This is a genomic window from Isosphaeraceae bacterium EP7 (genome assembly GCA_038400315.1).
Lineage (GTDB): Bacteria > Planctomycetota > Planctomycetia > Isosphaerales > Isosphaeraceae > EP7.
Genome location: CP151667.1, coordinates 6,158,714 through 6,178,174, shown reverse-complemented (window position 1 = coordinate 6,178,174; position 19,461 = coordinate 6,158,714). Strand labels below are relative to the sequence as shown.

Sequence of the window (19,461 nt, the reverse complement as noted above, 5' to 3'; positions counted from 1 at the left end):
TCCATGCACTAAAGCATGGACTTGATCGGTGCCACGCGCCGATGCATACTCTGGGGACACATCCTAGGGAATTCGGCCCGGCGCTCTCCCGCCGGTCCGACCCCCTATCCCTCAGCGGGAGTCTCCGCCGTGATCACCACGCTGATCGCCGGAATGGCCCTGGCCGTCGCCCAGACTGCCCCCGAAATCACGCCCGCCGTACCCCCGGCTCAGGCCAACGCGGCGAAGCCAGCGAGCCCGAAATCGGCCCCGGTCTCGTCCGAAACCGACGCCCTCGTGCACATCCGCAAGGCCCTCGCCTTCGAGGCCCGTGGATTGCCGCAGGGCCGCGCCCGCGAGCTAAAGGCTGCCCTCGCCGTCGCCCCATCCAATCCGGTCGCTCGCGGCCTGCTTGGGCTGGTCGACTACGCTGGTTCCCTCAAATCTCCCGACGAGGTCGTCGCCTCCGTCAAGTCCGACTCCGACCTGGCTGCGAAGCTGGCCGAGTACAACGCCCGCCGCGACAAGACGCCCGAGAAGGCGTCGGCGCACCTGCGCCTGGCCGTCTGGTGCAAGCAGAACGGACTGGCCGATGAGGCTCGCGCGCACTTCACGGCGGTCACGCGGCTGAATCCCAAGGATGCCGAGGCCTGGAAAGCGCTGGGGTGCAAGCGCTTCAACGGCCGCTGGATGACCCCCGAGGCCATCGAGACCCTGAAGCAGGATGCCCGGGATCAGTCGCTCGCCGATCGTCGATGGACGCCCCTCCTGGCCCGCTGGAAACGGCTGCTCCTCCAGCCGGCGAACCGCGATGAGGCCGCCGCAAGGCTCGACGAGATCGATGACCCCCGCGCCGTCCCGGCCGTCTGGGCGACTTTCATCACCCCGGAGGAGCCCGACCAGCGCCTGGCGGTCCAACTCCTCGGCCAGATCGACGCCGCCTCGGCCACCCGGGGGCTTGCCGACCTGGCCATCCACAGCCCGCACGCCGAGGTTCGCCGCCTGGCACGCGAGACCCTGGCGAGGCGCGACCCGCGCGACTATATGGATGCGATGATCGCCCGGATCCGCAAGCCCTTGGTCATCACCGGGGTCCAGCGTCCTCAGACCCCTGGCGGCGCCGGCGTCATCCTCGTGGAAGGGGAGCAGTTCAACGTCCAGCGGATGTACCAGACCACCGCCTACGTCATGACCGACAACGAGGTCAACTCGCTAACCGGACCCGACGACACTCAGCCATTCCCCGCGGCCCAGCCCGCCGGGTCCTCCTCGGGGGCTCCGTCCCCGTTCCAGTCGGTCGCGAACAATCCGGGGAACGACCCCGGGGCGATCCTGGGCGCGCTGGTCAACTACGGCGCCGCCAAGCAGGCCGAGCACAATGCCCAGGGCGTCCAGGATCTTGTGGCAGACACGCCAAACGGCCTGCTCCCCAACATGCGGGTCGACATGACGCGGAACACGCGGAATGTCCTGGCCGAGAAGAATCGGATGTGGGCCCGGGAGAACCTCGCGCAGGCCGAGTTGGCCTTCATCGCCACCCAGCAGCAAATGAGCAAGGACCTCGCGCTCATCGCCGAGTACAACGTCTCGGTCGCCGAGATCAACGATCGCGTCATCCCGGCCCTGCGCGGCCTGACCAAGCAGGATTTCGGGGCGGACGCCGAAGCCTGGCGAGCCTGGTGGACTGACCGCCAGGGTTACGCCTACCGCTCCCCCGAGGAGTCGGTCAAGCCGGTCGTCAGCGAGTTCGCCGAGACCGTGACCCCCAACTTCCAGCAGTTGATGAACCCGAGGGCGCACTCCTGCTTCGCCGCCGGCACGATGGTCCGCACCCGCGAGGGTTCGCGTCCCATCGAGTCGCTCCGCTCGGGTGATGTCGTCCTTGCACAGGACCCGCGGACCGGCTCGCTCGGCTACCAGCCGGTCTTGCGTGTCCACCACAACCCGCCCGCTTCAACCCTGAAGGTACGGCTCGACGGCAACAAGACAGTGGTGGCCACGCCGATCCACCGCTTCTGGCAGGTGGGCAAGGGCTGGAAGATGGCCCGCGAGTTGGAGCCGGGCGACCTGCTCCGTCTCTACAACGGAACGGTCCGCGTGGCCTCGATCGACGACGACAAGGTGCAGCCGGTGTTCAACCTGGAAGTCGCCGACGCCCACAGTTTCTTTGTGGGCGAGTCGGGTGCCCTGGTGCACGACAACAGCCTGGTCAACACCGTCTTCACCCCGTTCGACGCCGACGCACCCAAGCTCGCATCGGCGGCCGAAGCTCGCTGAGGTTCGGACGAGCATTCGTTGAGCAGGCGTCCGGCCCCGGGAGCTGGACGCCCGCCGGCTCGACCCAGGGTCGGCCGCGAATAGCCCATGCACCAAGGCATGGACTTGTGCGGTCACGTCCGGCGGTGCATACTCTGGGAACATCTCCAAGGGGGCCGGCCCGACGCATTCCCGTACGGGCCGACTCCACCCCGAGCGGGAGGCTCCGCCGTGATCGCCACATTGATCGCCGGAATGGCCCTGGCCGTCGCCCAGGCCACCCCCGAAACTCCGCCTCCCGCGCCGGTCGCCGAGGTGAAACTCCCCGCGCCGGCTGATGCCGAGGCCCACATCCGCAAGGCGCTGGCCTTCGAGGCCCGCGGCCTGCCGCAGGGCCGCGCCCGCGAGCTGAAGGCCGCGCTGGCCGCTTCGCCCGACAACCCGATCGCCCCCGGCCTGCTGGGCCTGGTCGACTACGCAGGCACGCTAAAGTCTCCCGACGAGGTCGCCGCCGCGGTGAAGGCCGACGCCGACCTGGCCTCGAAGCTGGCCGAGTACAACGCCCGCCGAGACAAGACGCCCGAGAAGGCCCAGCCGCAATATCTGCTCGCCGTCTGGTGCAAGCAGAACGGCCTGGCCGACGAGGCCCGTGCCCACTTCACGGCCGTCACCCGCCTGAAGCCCGATGACGCCGACGCCTGGAAGCAGCTCGGCTGCAAGAAGTTCAACGGCCGCTGGATGACCCCCGAGGCCGTCGCCGAGGCAAAGCAGGAGGCGCAGGCCCAGAAGCTGGCCAACCGCCAATGGTCCACGACGCTGGCAAGGTGGAAGGGCCAGCTCCGCCAGAAGGCGAAACGAGAGGAAGCCTCGGCCAAGCTCAACGGCCTGGAAGACTCCCGCGCCGTCCCCGCCGTCTGGGCGGGGTTTGTCACCCCTTTGGCCGAGGATCAGACCCTGGCCGTTCAGCTCCTCGGCCAGATCGACACGGCGTCGGCCACCGAGGCGCTGGCCACCCTGGCCGTTCATAGCCAGCACGCCGAGGTCCGCCGCCTGGCACGCGAGACTCTGGTGATCCGCGACCCGCGCGACTACATGGACGCGATCATCGGACAGATCCACAAGCCCCTGATCATTACCGGTGTCCAGCGTCCCCGCCAGGCCGGCGAGCCGGGGATCCTCCTGGTCGAGGGCGAGGCGTTCAATATCAGGCGAATCTACCGGACCACCGAGGTCCTCTTGTTGGATCGCCAAGTCCAGGCGCTCAATACGACACCGGGCATCACCGTGCAGGAGTACAACCAGCAGGTGCGGCCGGGCCCCAATTTCCGCCCGTTTGCCTCCGCCCCGAGCCCCGTCGAGCTCTTGACGCTTGCGACGGGAGACGCGGGCCGGGCCACGGCGCTGGTGGCCAACTCGAGCCTTGCGGGGCAGCAGCCATCGCCGCCCCAGAACCTCGGCGACTCTCCATTCCCCTTCCTCCCGGCCCAATTCGCGCCCGCCAAGCCCCTGGCCCCGCTCGATGGTCAGTCGACGCCGTCGCAGCATCCTTCGCACCAGCCGGCGTACGGGAAAGAGAACCTGACCGGCCCCGGTTTCCGACAGGTGCCTCCCCAGCAATTCGTCCCGATCGAGAGTGACAACACGCGGACCTGGCGCAATGAGGCGCTCTGGAATCTCGGGGAAGCGGACCGGGCCTTCATCGCAACGCAGACTCAGATGTCCAATGATGTCGAGATCATCTCCGCTTACAACGCCTACATCGAGGGAGTCAATGAACGGGCCGTCCCCGTCCTCATCGGCCTGACCAAGCAGGACTTCGGCAGCGACCCCGAAGCCTGGAAGGCGTGGTGGGCCGATCAGAAGGGCTACGCGTATCGGTCGCAGCAAGACTCCAAGCCCACTTTCGACGTGATCGTTGAGACGCCGACGCCCAGGTTCATCGGGTCGTCTTCCTGCTTCGCCGCCGGCACCGTCGTCCGGACCCGCGACGGCTCGCGGCCGATCGAGGCGATCAGGCTGGGAGACCTCGTGCTCAGCCAGAATCCGCGGACGGGAGGTATTGGATATCAACCCGTGCTGAAGGTGGCCCATAACCCACCGACCGCCACCCTGAAGGTCCGGCTCGACGGCGGCAAGGCCATCGTGTCCACCCCCATCCACCGGTTCTGGAAGGTGGGAGTGGGCTGGAAGATGGCCAGGGAGCTAGAGCCCGGCGACCTCCTCCGCGTCTCCAACGGCACCGCCCGCGTCGCGGCCATTGACCCCGACAAGGTGCAGCCGGTCTTCAACCTCGAAGTCGCCGACGACCACTCGTTCTTCGCCGGAGATGTCGCCGCCCTGGTCCATGACGACAGCCTGGTCAACACCGTTTTCACCCCGTTCGACGCCGACGTCCCCAAGCTCGCGACGGCCGCAGAATCTCGCTGATCGGACCGTTCATTCAGTCGATCGGCCCGGTGAAGTGACCTCGAGCGTCCGGCTCAAGCGGCCGGGCGCCCGTCACCGCGTCGAGATTCAGGGGACCGTGCAGGTGCGGGAAGAGTTCCTGCACATCGGCGCCAAGCTCGAGCCTCAGCGGCGAGGCGAGCTTTGACACGTCGATGCGCAGCACCAGCAGGTCGTCCCGGCCCGCGAAGAAGCGGTTGGCGGTCGACAAAACCTGCTCGCGTGTCGAGGCGTGGATGAACCCCTCGGTCGCCAGGGTGTCGGAGCGATACTCGCCCGCCTCCAGGGCGTGCTCCCAGGCGTCGCGGGTCGTGATGTGGAAGACCTCGGTCATGCGCGGGAACTCCGGTGGTCTCAGGGCTTCTCACCGGCGATTGCGGCGTAACGGCCGCCGGTCACGCGCAGGTAGTCGTCGGGGGCGATCAGGATTTGCAGGCCGCGGATTCCGGCCGAGACCGAGATTTTGTCGAACAATTGTGCGGTCTCGTCCACCACGACCGGGTAATCTTTCTTGCCGGCAAGCGCCGTCACGCCCCCGCGGATGTAGCCGGTCAGCGGCTGCACCTCCTTCAGCGCGACGGTCTCGACCTTGCGGTCGCCGTTGACCAGCGCCAGCGCCTTCAGGTCCAGCCGCGCATCGCCGGGCACCACGGCCAGGCAGATGCCGTGGCGGTCGCCGCGTGCGACCAGGGTCTTGAAGACCTGCTCGGCGGGCATGCCCAGCTTCACGGCGACCCCCTCGGCGGCCAGGTCGTCGGGGTCCACTTCGTAGTCGCGCAGCTCGTGCGGCACACCCAGCCGCTCCAGCAGCCGCACCGCGTTGGTCTTCGTGATCGCCACGAATCGATCGCCCCGCCCGGTCCAACGCAAGAAACGCCCCGCCAGACCCGCCATCCTAACCCCCGCACGCCCACCCCGCGAGGCCCCTCGACCATGCCGCTCGTTAGCCACCCCAAGGGCGATTACCAGTTCCTCCCCGGCATCGCCCCCTACTCGTGCGGGGTCGTCTCGTCCCCCGGCTTCGAGATCGCCCACGTCACCTTCAACCGGCCGCTCCCCTATCGGGCGGGCTTCGACGCCATCGCCGACCAGCTGACCCGCGTCGGTCGGCCGCGTGAGTCGCTCTGCTCGATCGAGCTGCGCAGCCCGGTCCCGTTCACCTTCGAAGGGTTCGCGGCCTTCAATGCCGAGTATGCGTCGATCCTCAAGGGCTGGGGCCTGTTCGTCGACGGCGTCAATCCGGTGGCGCGCACCAACGTCGCGCCGGTCGTCGCGGCGCCGCCTGAGCCCGCCCTCTATGGCTTCGCCTACAGCCGCCCCGTCCTCTTCGAAGATGCCCCCACCTTCATCGTCGCAGGCGCCGGCGAGCTTCCCGAAGGGGTCCTCGACGCGCCGGGCATCATCCGCGGCGGCGAGACCAGCCCCGAGGCCATCGCCGCCAAGGCCGAGTTCGTCCTCGGCCTGATGCAGGCCAGGCTCGACGGCTTGGGTGTCCCCTGGTCCGCGACCACCGCCGTCGACGTCTACACGGCGCACCCGACGAGCCCGGAACTCATGGAGCGCATCCTCGGCCGGGCCGGCGAGGCCGCCATCCACGGGCTACGCTGGTTCCAGGCCCGCCCGCCGATCGTCGACATCGAGTTCGAGATGGACCTGCGCGGGGTCCGCTCCGAGCTGCGCCTCTGAGTCGGGGCCGTACCAATCCAGGGCCCGCCACCTTAGACTTGAACGCCACGCATCGATTGAATCCAGGCCGCCGACCCCGGGGAAGTCACGCCATGCTCAGAGCCGGAACCAGGGCCGCCTTGGGCCTGGCCCTCGCCGGGGTCGTCGCCCTGCCCGTCGCCCACGCCCTGATGTTGGCCGACGGCCTGCGCATCCCGCCCGCGTATGCGACGCTGGAAAACCTGGTCGCCCCCTGGAAGGGCCGAGCCGTCCCCGCGGCCGACACCGTCCGCGGCTGGCCCGAGACCCATCGCTGGGCCTGGACCTTCGAAGCGGGCGCCCCCTCCGGGATGTCCGTCGAGTTCGAGGGGAACAAGACCCTCGCGAAGGCCCGCCTCATCGCCGAATCCGGCGGCAAGTTCGTCCTGGAGGGGACCGACCCCGAGGGCAAGCCCGCCCGATTCAAGGGGGCCCTGGGCGCCGACAAGCGGTCGCTGGTCCTCGATCGCGACGGCGATGGACCCGACGGCTCGAAGGAGCGGCTCACCCTACGCATGCCCTCCAACGGCATCAGATACACCCTCTGGCTCGATCGCAAGGTCGCCGGGGCCCCCCAGTACAAGCGAATCATCGATGTCGGCCTGACCAAGGAGGGCGAGGCCTTCGCCGCGGCCGGATCCACTGGCGAGCTGCCCAAGTGCGTCGTCACCGGCGGGGCCGCCACGTTGACGATCAGCTACCAGGGCAAGACCTTCCCCATCTGCTGCACCGGCTGCCGCGACGAGTTCCAGGAGAGCCCCGAGAAATACCTCGCCAAGATCGCCGCCGCCGCCAAGTCGGGCACCTCGAAGCCGGCCTCGAAGGGCACCTCCCGCGGCGGTGACGACGGCTTCGAAGGCCTGGTCCCCGCCGAGTCCGAGTCGATGCCCGATGAGCCGAAGGCCAAACCCGCGTCGAAGTCCAAGGCCGAGCCCGCCCCCAAGGCCAAGGTCGTCGACCGCGCCGCGACCTGGCTCACCCTCGGCCAGAACCTGGAAAAGTCGGGCAAGGCCGCCGCGGCGCTCGGTTACTACAAGCGGATCGTCAACGAAGCCCCCAAAAGCACGCAGGCCGCCGCAGCCGCCGCCCGGATCAAGGCGATCGAGGCCCGCTGAACTCCTCGATCCGGTCGTTCGCCGACAATTGCTCAACAAAGAATTGCCGCGAGGGCGTCGACGCGTTAGCCTTCAACATCGACGGCCGCCGGCTCGCGACGATCCGGCCCGGGCGCGTCGAACCCGCGAGGCCCCGCCATGACTCACGGCCAGCGCCCTGCTGCACGAACCGCCTGCGAGGGGACGCTCCCACGCCGCGGTTTCCTCCGGGCCGGGCTCGCCGGCTGGTCGGCCCTGTCGCTGGCCGACATGCTCCGCGCCCGGTCGGTCGCGGCCCAGTCCCCCGCCGGCGACCCCTCGATGATCGTCGTCTGGCTCTGGGGCGGCCCCAGCCACATGGAGACGTTCGACCCCAAGCCCGACGCCCCGGTCGAGTATCGGGGGCTCCAGGCCGCCATCCCCACCAACGTCCCGGGCATCTCCATCACCGAGCGGCTGCCGCTGCTCGCCGCGATGGCCGACAAGTATTGCCTCGTCCGCTCATGTGCCCACGAAAGCCCGGGCCACGTCAACAGCACCCACAGCATGCTCACCGGCTATCCCGGAGAGCTCCTGGAGACGCCCCCCTTCCGGCCCCGCTACCCGGTCCTCTTCTCCGTCGCCAACAAGGTGCTGCCCACCCGCCGCGTGGGCATGCCCCAGTACCTGGGGCTGCCCGATGTCATCCGCTACGGCGGGGGCGCGCACCTCGGCCCGGCTTACGACCCGCTGACGGTGGCGGGAAACCCCAATCTCGACGGCTTCGGCGTGCCGGCCCTCGCGCTCGACGACTCGAAGAAGGCGCGGCTCCGCGGCCGGCTCGGCCTGCTCTCCGCGTTCGACACGATGCGGTCCGACCTCGACGCCTCGGGGCTGGTCGACACCCTGGGCGCCTTCGAGCGTCAGGCCGTCTCCATGCTCACCGGCGACACCGCGCGTCGGGCCTTCGACCTCTCGCGCGAAGACCCGAGGCTCCGCGATCGCTACGGCCGCGACGTCATCGGCCAGCGGTGCCTGCTCGCCAGGCGACTGGTCGAGTCGGGCGCGCGGCTCGTCACGGTTGACTTCCCCTGCATCGAGGGGCAGAAGGCCTTCTCCTGGGACGACCACGCCAGCGTCTGGAACATCTTCGACGAGATGGCCAAGCGCCTCCCCGTGCTCGACCGCGCCGTCTCGGCGCTCATCGCCGACATCCACTCGCGCGGCATGGACCGAGACACCCTGGTCGTCGTGATGGGCGAGATGGGCCGCACGCCCAGGCTCTCCAACTTCAACGGCCAGCCCGGCCGCGAGCACTGGCCCGGCGCCATGTCCATCCTCATGTCCGGCGGCGGCATGCCCATGGGCCAGGTCGTCGGCTCGACCACCCGCAAGGGGGAGGAGCCGAAGGACCGGAGGCTCGACCCGGGCGACGTCCTGGCCACCTGGTACAAGCACCTCGGCATCGACCACACCCTCTCGTTCCCCGACCACTCCGGCCGGCCCATCCCGCTCCTGGCCCGGGGCGAGCCGATCCGCGAGCTGATCTGATCCGAAGGGGGGATGAAACGAGAACCCCCCGCGACCGACACTGGAGGTCGCGGGGGGGGCGAAGATCAGGGGCCGGGCAGCATCGACCGGCCTGGTGTTGTCGCATCAATCGAGAGATCAGTAGGAGTCGGAGCTGAGCACCTCGCCGCCGGCCCGGGTGCCGATCGCCCACCAGGTCTGCTGGCTGACCGTGTCCTTGATGAACTTGATCGAGCCGTCGGAGAAGCATGTGTTCACGCCGCCCGGGTGCAGGCTCGACGCGTTGGAGGTGCCCCAGAAGTCCTGTCCCCACTCGGCGATGAAGTTGGCCCCGCAGTTCCGGCTGTTCGGCGTCCCGGTGTGGTGGTACACGCCGTAGTTCGCATAGGCAGGGTAGCTGCGGAACCACCCCGACGTCTCGCTGGCCGAGCCCGTCGCCACCGTGGACGGGGCCATCGACTTGCAGCTGGCCAGCATCGTCTGGACCGCCAGGAGGGTTTGCGAGGTCTTCTCGCGGCCCATGTCGGGGGCCCTGAACCAGACGCGGCGGGCATCGTTCGGGTTGCCGCTGGCCGCCGTCACGTTGCCCACGTTGGAGTGCGCCGTCAGCTTCTCGCTGAACAGGGCCGTGTTGCTCGTGCCGTCGACGATCCCGGAGATCTTCAGGGTCGACGTGTTCGCCCCGGGGCTGGGCGCGCCCTCGGGCCACGACGCTTCCGTCGGCACGAAGGTGCCGCTGTAGCCCGTCATCGGGAACGGTCCCGCGGCGTTGCCCACATAGCTGCAGAGGCTCACCTTCACCATCGGCGGGTCGGACGGGCAGAGCAGGGTGGCGATCTGCGTGTTGAACACGGTCGCGTTCATGTCATACATCTGGCTCCCGTTGCCGTTCGGGTGCACGGCACCCGCGTTATACGCGTTATACATCACGCCTTGCTCCACATACTGGAGCAGGGCCAGGTGACCCGCGGGAGCCCAGCCCCAGCTGTCGAGCGGAGAAGGATAGATCGAAGAGGGCGGGAAGCACCCATTGGTGCTCTCGTAATTGTGGACCGCGAGGCCCATCTGCTTCAGATTATTGACGCACTGTGTACGCCTGGCGGCCTCGCGTGCGCTCTGTACGGCGGGCAGGAGGAGTGCGATCAGGACGGCGATGATGGAGATGACGACGAGCAGTTCGATGAGCGTGAAGCCGCGAGAACGACGATGGATCTGCATCGAGGACCTCCACGAGCAAGGGGGGAGACGCGGGCGAATGAGATGCGCAATGGGGCCGGCACGCGCATTGATGCGTTAGCGGCCGGCGAGGGCGACGAAGGGCGCAGACGCCCCGTTCGATCGTTGAGATCGACTCAGGGAGACGGTTGGCGCGGCCCGACCCGGCCGGGGCGGGCCGAAAGAGGGGGGATTACTGGGGGGCCTGAGCGGCCTTCTTCGCTGCGGCTTTCTTCGCCATGGGAGAGTTGGGGCCGGCCGCGGGATGGACCATGTGGCCGGCCGACTTGTCCTGGTCGTGGGCCTCGGTCGCCGTGCCCGTGGTCGGGCCGTCGCAACCGACGATCAGCATGCAAAGGGCCGCCGCCGCGAGCAGGCGCGAGAAAGCGAATGCGCGTCGGGACATGGGGACTCCCACATTGCTGACGAAAAAACAGATTAGGACGTTCGAGACGCGGGTGCGGAGTGGATTGCACCCGGGCAAGAATTCCAGCGGGCCGAGGATGGAATTTGGCCGTGAAAGAATTCTTGCACTTGTAAGCCTAATGAGAGCGTGCAACGGCGCCAAGTCGAAAATTTTAATTCTTTGAAAATGCTCGACCCACCCATCCATCCTCTCCACGCAAGGCTGGGCGGCCCGGGCGATTCCCGCTAATTCCCGCTAATTCCTGCGAATTCGGCCGGGATCGACGACAATATCCGGGTGGGTTCGCATGATCTATCGGTGAATTCTGCTTGGTGAAAGTGGATGTCACGTCATCGTTGTCTCCGTCGCCACCCCCTGCCAAGGAGGCCATAAAAAGTTGCGGGCCCCTTTGACGCAATTCACCGACCGGCCGTTCATCTCCGAGACGATCCCGAAAAATTCGCGCGAAATTCCGAAATAGTAGGGAGGAAATCGGCGATTTTCAGGATGGTATCTAGAGAGGCCCTTGCTGCGCGATGCCGCGCGGTGGGCCCTCCGCCGACGTCGGCGGCACCCCCTGAGTTCCACCCCTTGAGAGCGACGCCGCACCCATGGGCACCATCGAAGTCAGCCAGAGGCGCATCGACGCCAACCGCCGCAATGCGCTCCGGAGCACCGGCCCCCGCACCGCCGAGGGCAAGGCGAAGTCGCGTCGCAACGGCCTGATCCACGGGCTCGCCGGCTCGGGCGTCGTCGTCCACCCCGACTCCGAGGGCAAGGCCGCCCAGGAGCGCGCCGAGCAGTGGAACTCGTCGCTCCGGCCGATGAACGCGTTCGAGATGGGGCTCGTCGAGACGATCGCCGTTGAGAGCCTTCGCATCGAGCGCTGCCGGATCGAGGAGCGCCTCGCACGCGACACGCGCTCGCGCCGCGCCGTGACCTGCTGGGGCGACGAGCGCAAGGCCGCCGTCGAGCGCATCGCCCGCGGCATGGCACGCAGGCCGGCCGAGACCGCCGCGATCCTCTCGTCCTCGGCCCCCGGCTGCGACTGGCAGATTGACCGCTGGCGGGCCCTGGGCCACGCGCTCGACAAGGGGGCCGACTGGTCCGACGATCAACACACGCTGGCGCTCGACCTGCTGGGCCTCGCCCACGAGCTGCGCGACCTGCCCAACCCGACCGACGCCCCCGACGGCGACGACCCCATCGCCCACCGCCAGGACCTGGTCGACGACCAGCTCGAACGCCTCCTGGCACGCAAGGATGAGAACCTCGACGAGATCGACGAGGACGAGCGCGAGGCCGCCATCCAGGGCCTCTCCACCCTCGACGACCCGAGGCTCGTCCTGCTCCGACGCTACGAAACCGCGAGCTTCCGCCGCCTTCGCTGGGCGCTCGACCTGATGCACCGGGGTCGATCACGCTCCCAGCAGCCCGTCCCCCGCGAGGTCTGGGATCCCCCCGCCTACAAGGCCCCAATCCCCTCGCACCAGGATTTCAGAGACCGGCCCGGTCGCGACCACGACGGCGGGATCGATCGCGGCAATGGCCATGGCAACGGTGGTGGCCACGGCGGCGGCGGGATCGGCGCCGGGCGAACCCATTCCGCGCCCGACCGAACCCACTTCGAGGGGGCGAACGCCTCTCAGGCTCGGCCGATCCAGGTCGGCCCGTCCCTGGTCGATGCGCTCGGATCGGTTCAAAACCAGCCCGTGAGGGCGGACGGGCCGCTCGCCCGGGCGACTTCGTCGGGGCCCGCCGGATTGCGGTCTCCCGGCGAGACCCGGATCGAGGATCGTGCCGGCCGACTTCGCCGGGCACGCCGGGCCGCTGCGATGCGTCAGCTCGTTTCCGCCTGATCCGCGAGGCTTCTTCGCCCCACCGCGCCCGCGTCGCGCCGCCAATTCACGCTCGATCTTTGGCAATCCGGACGTCACCTCGCCCCCGACACGGGCCGTGCCACGCCCTGCGCGGCGGGGGCATTCTCGCAGGTTCGGGATCAGTAGCTGTCGGCGCTGATGATCTCGCCGCCGGCCCGGCTGCTCAGGGCCTTCCAGCTGGCCAGGTTGATGGTGTCCTTGATGAACCGGACCGAGCCGTCGCCCAGCAGCACGTTGACGCCGCCCGGGTGGTTGCTGCGCGATCCGATGTAATGGTTAATCGCGTCGCCGGTGTTGCGAGTGCAGGGTGTCCTGGGGACCGAGTTGGGCCAGCAGGCGCCGTAGTCGGGCAGGGGGCTGTTGGGGGCGAGCTTGGTGGAGAACTGATGTGACGACGACTGCTCGCTCCAGATCCGGCCGCGGCGGTCGATCACCGAGACGTCCTGGCCGGTCGGGTGGGGAGTCTGGATTAGCTCGGCCAACAGCAGGGTCTGTCCGGTCCCGTCGCTGATCTCCGCGAAGCTGGCCCCGAAGTTCAGGTCGAAGACCGATTGGAGGAGCTGGTTGGCGTAGACGTTCTGACCCCAGGAGACTCCGTAGTTTCCCTTCACGTCAACGACGGCGCCGCCGTTGTTGACGAATGTCTGGGGGGTGTCCGTCGGGCACTGGAAGGCGTTCACCCGCGCGGCACGCGACGTGACGTTGGCCGTCTCCTGGAAGCTCAGGTTGTAGTTGAAGCTCTCGTACAGCGAACGCTGCTCCAGGAACGGCAGCAGGGCCGACAGGAACGGTTGGCGATAGAGGTAGCCGCTCTTCAAGGTCGCCGAGGTCGAGCCGAGCGGGAACCGATTGTGGGTGTCGTGGTAATTGTGCAGCGAAAGGCCCAGCTGCTTGAGGTTGTTGGTGCACTGGATGCGCCTGGCGGCCTCGCGTGCGCTCTGCACGGCGGGCAGTAGGAGTGCGATCAGGACGGCGATGATGGAGATGACGACCAGCAGCTCGATGAGCGTGAAGCCCCTCCGAGCCGGGCACGCGGCCTTCGAGGTCGGCACGTCCCTGTGCTCCGACGATCCATTCTCGGAATTCTGAAGGACGATCATGATCTGACTTCCCCCCACCAAGGCCGGGCGAAACCCCGGCCGAGGTGTTGATGAACACACCGCGACAATGCTTGCTTCGGAAGATACTTTGCCAAGTCGACCGGAGAAGTCAACTACAAGATAATTAAGTCGCCCGATTTAGTGAGGTATGGATCGTGGCACTGCAATCCTGACTCAGATCGGTCGAATCTATAATGATTTGAATGACGAAGCGGAACCACGGTTTTCACGCGTCGACGCCGGAATTCTTCGCCTTTCGGGGGCCGATTGATGCTCGAGTGGCAGGCGCCGCATGGCCTGAAGAAGGCCCCTGGCTGGCGGGTGTGACGCCGGATAGACTCGACACGCGAGCGGGCGGAGGTTGGTGTGGTCATGATCGAACAGCCTGTGTCTGGCCGATCGGCCGGGTCCGGGGCGGTGGCCTTCCCCTCCGAACCTGCCCGGGATGTCGCTTGTCCGCTCGTCGGCGTGATCTCGGGCGTGGAACGACGTGTGGCCTGCGAGCGACGATGAAGAGCCTCTATTTCATCATGGTGACGATGTTCCTGGACGCGTTCGGGCTGGGGTTCATCATCCCGAGCCTGCCGGATGTGATCCGCAGGTTCAGCCGCGACCCGGCCATGGTCAACGTCTACTTCGGCTACTTCGTGGCGAGCTACGCCCTGATGCAGTTCCTGGCGTCGCCCGTCCTCGGCGCCCTGTCCGACCGCTACGGCCGGCGGCCGATCCTGCTGGTCTCGCTGCTGGCGGCGGGCCTGGATTACCTGCTGATGGCCTACGCCTCGAGCCTGTCGATCCTGTTCGTGGGCCGCCTGATCTCGGGCCTGACCGGCGCCAGCATGACGGTGGCCAACTCCTACGTCGGCGACACCTCGGACGACTCCAACCGGTCGGCCAACTTCGGCATGCTGGGCGCGGCGGGCGGCCTGGGCTTCATCGCCGGGCCCGCGGTCGGAGGCCTGCTCGCGAGCCGGTACGGGGTCGAGGCGCCGTTCCTGGCGGCCGCGGCCTTCAACCTCATGAACTTCGCCTTCGGCCTGCTCGTGCTGCCCGAGTCGCTGCCCGCCGAGCGCCGGAGGCCAGTGCAGGTCGGCCAGTTCCACCCGCTGAGGTCGCTCATGAAGTCGGCCCGGATGGCGCCCCGGCTGATCGGCGTCTACGCCCTCTTCTTCATGGCCGAGCAGGTCTACGTCAGCGTCTGGACCCTCTACACCGAGCACCGCTATGGATGGGACGCGGCGCAGGTCGGGCTTTCCCTGGGCTTCGTCGGCCTGCTGATCGCCCTGACGCAGGGGGGCCTGACCGGCCGGGCCTCGGCCCTGCTGGGCGAGCGCCGGGCGATCCGCCTGGGGCTGCTCTGCACCACCGCCGGGATGGTGGCCATCGCGCTGGCCGGCCGGGGCTGGATGATGTACCCGATCTTCGCGGCCACCTGCTTCTCCTTCGTCGCGGGCCCGGCCTTGCAGTCGTTGATCTCGGCGGGGGTCCCCTCCGCCGAGCAGGGGGAGCTTCAGGGGAGCCTCGTGTCGATCGGGGCGATGACCGAGTTCCTCGGGCCGCCGCTTTACACCGGTCTCTTCGCGGCCTCGACGCTGACGGGGACCTCGGGGGGCTTCCCGGGCAGCCCGTTCCTTGCCGCCGCCCTCTTCAGCGCCGCCGGGCTCGTCGTGCTGGGCGGACGCGACCGCACGCCGCCCGGCACGGCCGTCGAGGAGGGCGAGCTCGCCGAGCTCCGATCCGATTAGGCGTTGCCGCGCGACCCGGCTGCGGTTGTAATCGGTCCCGTGCCGGGTTTGACGGGATGTCGTGCCGGGGGCGGGTTCGGGGCGACCGCCCGCGGCCGGGCAGGTTAGGGGTTGGCGACGATGAATGATCATGATTCAATATTTCGATTCGGACGCCGTGACCTGCTCCGGGGCGCCGCGGCGATCCCGCTGCTGGGTGCCCGCGCGGGGGCCCTGGCCGCCGACGCCGAGCCGCCTGCCCCGGGGTTTGTGCTGCGGCAGTCCGAGCCCAGGAACCTCGAGTCCCCGTTCTCGTCGCTCGAAAGCTTCATCACGCCGACCGACCGGTTCTTCGTCCGCAGCCATTTCCCCGTGCCCAAGCTCGACGCCGCGACCTGGAGCCTGGCGGTCGACGGGGCCGTCGCGACGCCCTTCGAGATCGGCCTGGACGAGCTGAAACGGCTCCCTTCCAGGACCCTGACGGCCATGATCGAGTGCGCCGGCAACGGCCGGGTCTTCCTCACGCCCAGGGCCAACGGCCTGCTCTGGGAGAACGGGGCCGTCAGCAACGCCGAGTGGACCGGGGTTCCGCTCGCCGCCGTGCTGGATCGTGCCGGCCTCAAGCCCGGGGCCGTGGACGTGGTGCTGGAAGGGGCCGACAAGGGGAGGATCGACGCCGATCCCAAGACGCCCGGGGTCATCCAATACGCCCGCAGCGTTCCCCTGGCCAAGGCGCTCAACGACGTCGTGCTCGTCTACAAGATGAACGGCAAGGACCTGACGCAGCTCCACGGAGCCCCCGTCCGGGCCTTGGTGCCCGGCTGGTACGGCATGGCCTCGGTGAAGTGGCTGACCCGCATCCTGGTGACCGACCGTGCCTTCGGCGGCTACTTCCAGACCTTCGACTACTCGACCTTCGACCGCGTGCAAGGTCAGCCGACGCTGGTGCCGCTGGGCGAGAACGGCCTGAAGTCGCAGATCGCCCGCCCCGCCCGCATGGAAGTCGTGCCCAGGGGCAAGCCTTACCGGGTCAGCGGAGCCGCCTGGGCCGGCGAGGCCGGGGTGGCGGGAGTCGACCTGAGCGTCGACGGCGGCAAGACCTGGAGCAAGGCCGAACTGCTGGGCGACCCGGTCAAGTTCGCCTGGCGGCTCTGGCAGTGGACCTGGCAGGTTCCCGACACCCCCGGCAAGCAAACCCTCATGGCCAGGGCGACCAGCGACCGAGGCGCGGTTCAGCCGATGACCCGGGACGACGACCTGCGCACCGTGAAGATCCACCACGTCATTCCCGTGGAGGTCGACGTGGCCTGAGCCGGCGCCTTCGCCTTCCCGGCCGAGAAACGGGCCTGGGCCGGGGCGAAAAGGGCCACCCCAAGGCGGAAAGGTCGTCAGCCTTGAGGTTGCCTTCAGGGCCCGGGCGGCGGTGCCGGTCGCCTGGGTCCGTCCCCGAAACGACACAACGCCGGCGGCTCCCTCTCGCAGCGATTGCGAGGAGGAAGCACCGGCGTTTCATCGGAACAAGTCGGTTCGGCCCCGGCGGATCGCGGTCGATCCGCCGTCGGGCCATCCGGGTCGGTTCAGACCTGGAACGAGCTGCCGCAACCGCAGCTCTTCACGACGTTGGGATTATTGAAGACGAACCCGCGCTTCTCCAGGCCGTCGTAGAAATCGACAACGGTGCCGTCGAGGTAGGGGTCGTACTTCTTTTCGACCGCCATCCGGACGCCGTGGAACTCGGCGATCCGGTCCTTGTCGGTCGTCTCGGTGTCGAAGTTCAGGCTGTAGGCGAAGCCGGAGCAACCGCCGCCCTGCACGCCGATTCGCAGGACCGTGCCCTCGGGCAGATTCTGCTCCTCGATGATCTTCTTGACCTCGGTGGCGGCCTTCTCGCTCAGTGACACGGCCATCGCGCTCACTCCTCTCAAGTCGCAGGGGAGTCATACAAACAACGGCTCGCGCCGCCGGGAATGCTTCTATCATACAGGGTCGTCAATCGGGTTGACAACCGAAGGCGTTGGAAGCCCCTGGAAATCAGGGTCGGGACGACCATGCGGCGCTCATCGGCCGGAGCCGGGCGACCGCCTGGGAGACGGCGTCGACGGTGAAGTCGACCTCCTCGGCGGTGGTGAACCGCCCAAGCCCGAAACGAAGGCTGGCACGGGCCATGTCGTCATCCAGGCCCATCGCCAGCAGGACGTGACTGGGGTCGGGCTCGGCCGACGAGCAGGCCGACCCCGACGAGACGGCCACCTCGCGCATCGCCATCATCAGGGCCTCACCATCGACGTAACCAAAGCTGAGGTTGAGGTTTCCGGGCAGGCGCAATGTCGGGTGCCCGTTGAGCTGGATCGACTCGACGCGTGCCCCGATGCTCGTATGCAGCCGCTCCCGAAGGGTCAGGATCCGGGCGTTCTCCGCCTCCGACTCCTGGCCCATGATCTCGACGGCCTTGGCCAGCGCGACGATGAGCGGGACGGCCAGCGTGCCGCTCCGCATCCCGCGCTCATGCCCGCCGCCGTCGAAGATGGGGGTGAGGCGGACCTGCGGGTCGCGGCGACGGACGTAAAGGGCTCCAATCCCTTTGGGGCCGTAGATCTTATGTGCCGACAGGCTGAGCAGGTCGACGGCGTCGTCGTTAACGTCGATCGGCACCTTGCCGACGGCCTGGGTGGCGTCGGTATGGAAGACGATCCCTCGATCGCGACAGATCAGGCCGATCTGACGGACCGGGTTGATCGTGCCAACCTCGTTGTTCGCGGCCATCACCGAGACGAGCACGGTGTCGGGCCTGAGCGCGGCCTCGATGACCTCGGCCGAGACGTAACCGGTGGCGTCGCAAGGGACGAAGGTGACGTCCCAGCCTTCGCGGGCCAGCCGCTTGAGGGGGTCGAGCACCGCCTTGTGCTCGGAGATCGCCGAGACGACGTGCTTTCCCTTCCTGGCGAGCTGAGGCAGAGCCCCCTTGAGGGCGAGGTTGTTCGACTCGGTTGCGCCCGACGTGAAGACGATCTCGCGGGCCTCGGCCCCAATCGCCGCCGCGATCCGCTCGCGGGCCGAGTCGACGGCGGCTGCGGCGTCCCATCCGAACCGGTGCGAGACGCTCCCCGCGTTGCCGTAAGTCGTCGTGAAATAAGGCATCATCGCCTCGACGACACGTGGATCGACGCGGGTCGTGGCGTGGTTGTCCATGTAGACGGGCAGGTCCGGCACGTTGGGGTCGCTCCGCTCGCCGGGGTCTCGAAGGGTGATGGGGAATGGTACGTCGCAGGTTGGGTCCATTCAAGGAGCGGAAAAGTGGCCGGGATCCGGCTTGCCGACTTTGTCGGATTCGGCTACCTAGGCGAAGAACCGTTGAATCCGCACCGCCGAAGGCAGGGAGGCCGCATGGCGTACGACAAAGGTCAGGCCACTCACGAGTTCACCCGCTGGAGCGAGAGCTACGACCGGAGCATCTTGCAGATTCTCCTGTTCGGGCCATCACACAGGGCGCTCATCCGCCGCTTGAAGGCGGTGCACGGCGACCGGCCGTTCAAGCTGCTCGACGTCGGCTGCGGCACCGGAATCTTCGCCGAGCGGGTGCGGGCCGCGTTACCCAATGCTCAGGTCTGGGGAATGGACCTGGTCCGCGGGATGCTGAGCAAGGGGGCCGAACGCTGGTCCAGGCTCTCCGCCGATGTCCAGCCCGTACAAGGGGATAGCGAAAACCTGCCGTTCGCCGACGGGTCGTTCGACGCGGTGACCTGCGCCAATAGCTTCCATCATTATCCCCATCAGGACCGCGCGGTGGCCGAGATCCGCCGTGTGCTGGCGCCGGGCGGCCGGATGCTCCTGATCGACGGATATCGGGATGCGCTCTGGGGTTGGTTCATCTTCGACGTCTGCGTCGCGGGGATCGAAGGGGACGTGCACCACGCGTCGTCGGCCCTGATGCGGTCGTATTGCGAGTCGGCCAGGTTCGGCGAGCTGACCCAGACGGTCCACCGCGGTCCGGCTCCGTTCCTGCTGACCGAGGCCCAGACGCCGCCGGCCGTGCCGTCGAAGAGCGTGCCGACGCCGCACTTCGGGCGGACCTCAAAGGTTGCCCGCTGACGCCTTCGGACGCGAAATGACGCTTTTAAACACCCCCGCGGGATGGGTTGTCCCGCGAGG

The 19,461-nt window shown here is 68.0% G+C and carries 16 protein-coding genes; 9 read left to right on the top strand and 7 right to left on the bottom strand.

Going from position 1 to position 19,461, the window contains the following annotated elements; translation table 11 throughout:
- Window positions 1–129: 129 nt before the first annotated feature.
- A complete protein-coding gene (locus EP7_RS24405; protein WP_463524814.1) occupies window positions 130–2,256 on the top strand; it encodes a polymorphic toxin-type HINT domain-containing protein in 2,127 nt (708 codons plus the stop codon).
- Between the two features lie 210 nt (window positions 2,257–2,466).
- Window positions 2,467–4,662 (top strand): polymorphic toxin-type HINT domain-containing protein, encoded by a 2,196-nt coding sequence (locus EP7_RS24400; protein ID WP_463524813.1) that lies wholly within the window; start codon window positions 2,467–2,469, stop codon window positions 4,660–4,662.
- 13 nt (window positions 4,663–4,675) lie between these two features.
- Here the strand turns inward: EP7_RS24400 and EP7_RS24395 are convergent, their stop codons facing one another.
- Window positions 4,676–5,014 carry a DUF952 domain-containing protein gene (locus EP7_RS24395; protein ID WP_463524812.1) on the bottom strand — a complete coding sequence of 113 codons (339 nt, stop codon included), beginning with the start codon at window positions 5,012–5,014 and terminating at the stop codon, window positions 4,676–4,678.
- Window positions 5,015–5,034: 20 nt separating this feature from the next.
- Window positions 5,035–5,520: a Cys-tRNA(Pro) deacylase gene (gene ybaK, locus EP7_RS24390; protein WP_463524811.1), complete on the bottom strand. Its 486-nt coding sequence runs from the start codon at window positions 5,518–5,520 to the stop codon at window positions 5,035–5,037.
- Between the two features lie 93 nt (window positions 5,521–5,613).
- Between ybaK and cnbZ the strand changes: the two genes are divergently transcribed.
- The 3 genes from cnbZ (at window position 5,614) to EP7_RS24375 (ending at window position 9,008) form a co-directional block, all read left to right on the top strand.
- The gene (gene cnbZ / locus EP7_RS24385; RefSeq protein ID WP_463524810.1) at window positions 5,614–6,366 is read left to right on the top strand and encodes a 2-amino-5-chloromuconate deaminase CnbZ; all 753 of its coding nucleotides are present in this window, start codon (window positions 5,614–5,616) and stop codon (window positions 6,364–6,366) included.
- 92 nt (window positions 6,367–6,458) lie between these two features.
- On the top strand, window positions 6,459–7,499 hold the full coding sequence (locus EP7_RS24380) for a YHS domain-containing protein (RefSeq protein ID WP_463524809.1): 1,041 nt from the start codon (window positions 6,459–6,461) through the stop codon (window positions 7,497–7,499).
- A 138-nt stretch (window positions 7,500–7,637) separates the two neighbouring features.
- A complete protein-coding gene (locus EP7_RS24375) occupies window positions 7,638–9,008 on the top strand; it encodes a DUF1501 domain-containing protein (RefSeq protein WP_463524808.1) in 1,371 nt (456 codons plus the stop codon).
- Window positions 9,009–9,125: 117 nt separating this feature from the next.
- Here the strand turns inward: EP7_RS24375 and EP7_RS24370 are convergent, their stop codons facing one another.
- Both EP7_RS24370 and EP7_RS24365 read right to left on the bottom strand, forming a co-directional pair.
- Entirely contained in the window at window positions 9,126–10,205 is a 1,080-nt protein-coding gene (locus EP7_RS24370) for a DUF1559 family PulG-like putative transporter (protein ID WP_463524807.1), read from the bottom strand.
- A 190-nt stretch (window positions 10,206–10,395) separates the two neighbouring features.
- Window positions 10,396–10,608 (bottom strand): hypothetical protein, encoded by a 213-nt coding sequence (locus tag EP7_RS24365; protein WP_463524806.1) that lies wholly within the window; start codon window positions 10,606–10,608, stop codon window positions 10,396–10,398.
- A 611-nt stretch (window positions 10,609–11,219) separates the two neighbouring features.
- Here EP7_RS24365 and EP7_RS24360 point away from each other — a divergent pair.
- Entirely contained in the window at window positions 11,220–12,467 is a 1,248-nt protein-coding gene (locus tag EP7_RS24360; protein ID WP_463524805.1) for a hypothetical protein, read from the top strand.
- Window positions 12,468–12,607: 140 nt separating this feature from the next.
- Here EP7_RS24360 and EP7_RS24355 read toward each other — a convergent pair whose 3' ends face one another.
- Window positions 12,608–13,540, bottom strand: coding sequence for a DUF1559 family PulG-like putative transporter (locus tag EP7_RS24355; protein WP_463524804.1), 933 nt, complete (start codon window positions 13,538–13,540; stop codon window positions 12,608–12,610).
- Between the two features lie 557 nt (window positions 13,541–14,097).
- On the opposite strand from EP7_RS24355, the gene EP7_RS24350 reads away from it, so the two are divergent.
- Both EP7_RS24350 and EP7_RS24345 read left to right on the top strand, forming a co-directional pair.
- Entirely contained in the window at window positions 14,098–15,333 is a 1,236-nt protein-coding gene (locus tag EP7_RS24350) for a TCR/Tet family MFS transporter (RefSeq protein ID WP_463524803.1), read from the top strand.
- Between the two features lie 120 nt (window positions 15,334–15,453).
- The gene (locus EP7_RS24345) at window positions 15,454–16,623 is read left to right on the top strand and encodes a sulfite oxidase (RefSeq protein ID WP_463524801.1); all 1,170 of its coding nucleotides are present in this window, start codon (window positions 15,454–15,456) and stop codon (window positions 16,621–16,623) included.
- Window positions 16,624–16,889: 266 nt separating this feature from the next.
- Here the strand turns inward: EP7_RS24345 and EP7_RS24340 are convergent, their stop codons facing one another.
- Together EP7_RS24340 and EP7_RS24335 are read right to left on the bottom strand one after the other, a co-directional pair.
- Complete coding sequence (locus tag EP7_RS24340) at window positions 16,890–17,219, bottom strand: HesB/IscA family protein (protein ID WP_463524800.1); 330 nt, start codon at window positions 17,217–17,219, stop codon at window positions 16,890–16,892.
- A gap of 124 nt (window positions 17,220–17,343) precedes the next feature.
- The gene (locus EP7_RS24335) at window positions 17,344–18,522 is read right to left on the bottom strand and encodes a cysteine desulfurase family protein (RefSeq protein ID WP_463524799.1); all 1,179 of its coding nucleotides are present in this window, start codon (window positions 18,520–18,522) and stop codon (window positions 17,344–17,346) included.
- Between the two features lie 174 nt (window positions 18,523–18,696).
- Here EP7_RS24335 and EP7_RS24330 point away from each other — a divergent pair, with 174 nt between their 5' ends.
- Window positions 18,697–19,401: a class I SAM-dependent methyltransferase gene (locus EP7_RS24330; protein ID WP_463524798.1), complete on the top strand. Its 705-nt coding sequence runs from the start codon at window positions 18,697–18,699 to the stop codon at window positions 19,399–19,401.
- Window positions 19,402–19,461: the final 60 nt, after the last annotated feature.

Bases quoted from the DNA above. Each gene is read 5' to 3' on its own strand.
- EP7_RS24395 (WP_463524812.1), bottom strand. From the start codon at position 5,014: ATGACCGAGGTCTTCCACATCACGACCCGCGACGCCTGGGAGCACGCC.
- cnbZ (WP_463524810.1), top strand. From the start codon at position 5,614: ATGCCGCTCGTTAGCCACCCCAAGGGCGATTACCAGTTCCTCCCCGGC.
- EP7_RS24380 (WP_463524809.1), top strand. From the start codon at position 6,459: ATGCTCAGAGCCGGAACCAGGGCCGCCTTGGGCCTGGCCCTCGCCGGG.
- EP7_RS24375 (WP_463524808.1), top strand. From the start codon at position 7,638: ATGACTCACGGCCAGCGCCCTGCTGCACGAACCGCCTGCGAGGGGACG.
- EP7_RS24370 (WP_463524807.1), bottom strand. From the start codon at position 10,205: ATGCAGATCCATCGTCGTTCTCGCGGCTTCACGCTCATCGAACTGCTC.
- EP7_RS24365 (WP_463524806.1), bottom strand. From the start codon at position 10,608: ATGTCCCGACGCGCATTCGCTTTCTCGCGCCTGCTCGCGGCGGCGGCC.
- EP7_RS24360 (WP_463524805.1), top strand. From the start codon at position 11,220: ATGGGCACCATCGAAGTCAGCCAGAGGCGCATCGACGCCAACCGCCGC.
- EP7_RS24350 (WP_463524803.1), top strand. From the start codon at position 14,098: ATGAAGAGCCTCTATTTCATCATGGTGACGATGTTCCTGGACGCGTTC.
- EP7_RS24345 (WP_463524801.1), top strand. From the start codon at position 15,454: ATGAATGATCATGATTCAATATTTCGATTCGGACGCCGTGACCTGCTC.
- EP7_RS24340 (WP_463524800.1), bottom strand. From the start codon at position 17,219: ATGGCCGTGTCACTGAGCGAGAAGGCCGCCACCGAGGTCAAGAAGATC.
- EP7_RS24330 (WP_463524798.1), top strand. From the start codon at position 18,697: ATGGCGTACGACAAAGGTCAGGCCACTCACGAGTTCACCCGCTGGAGC.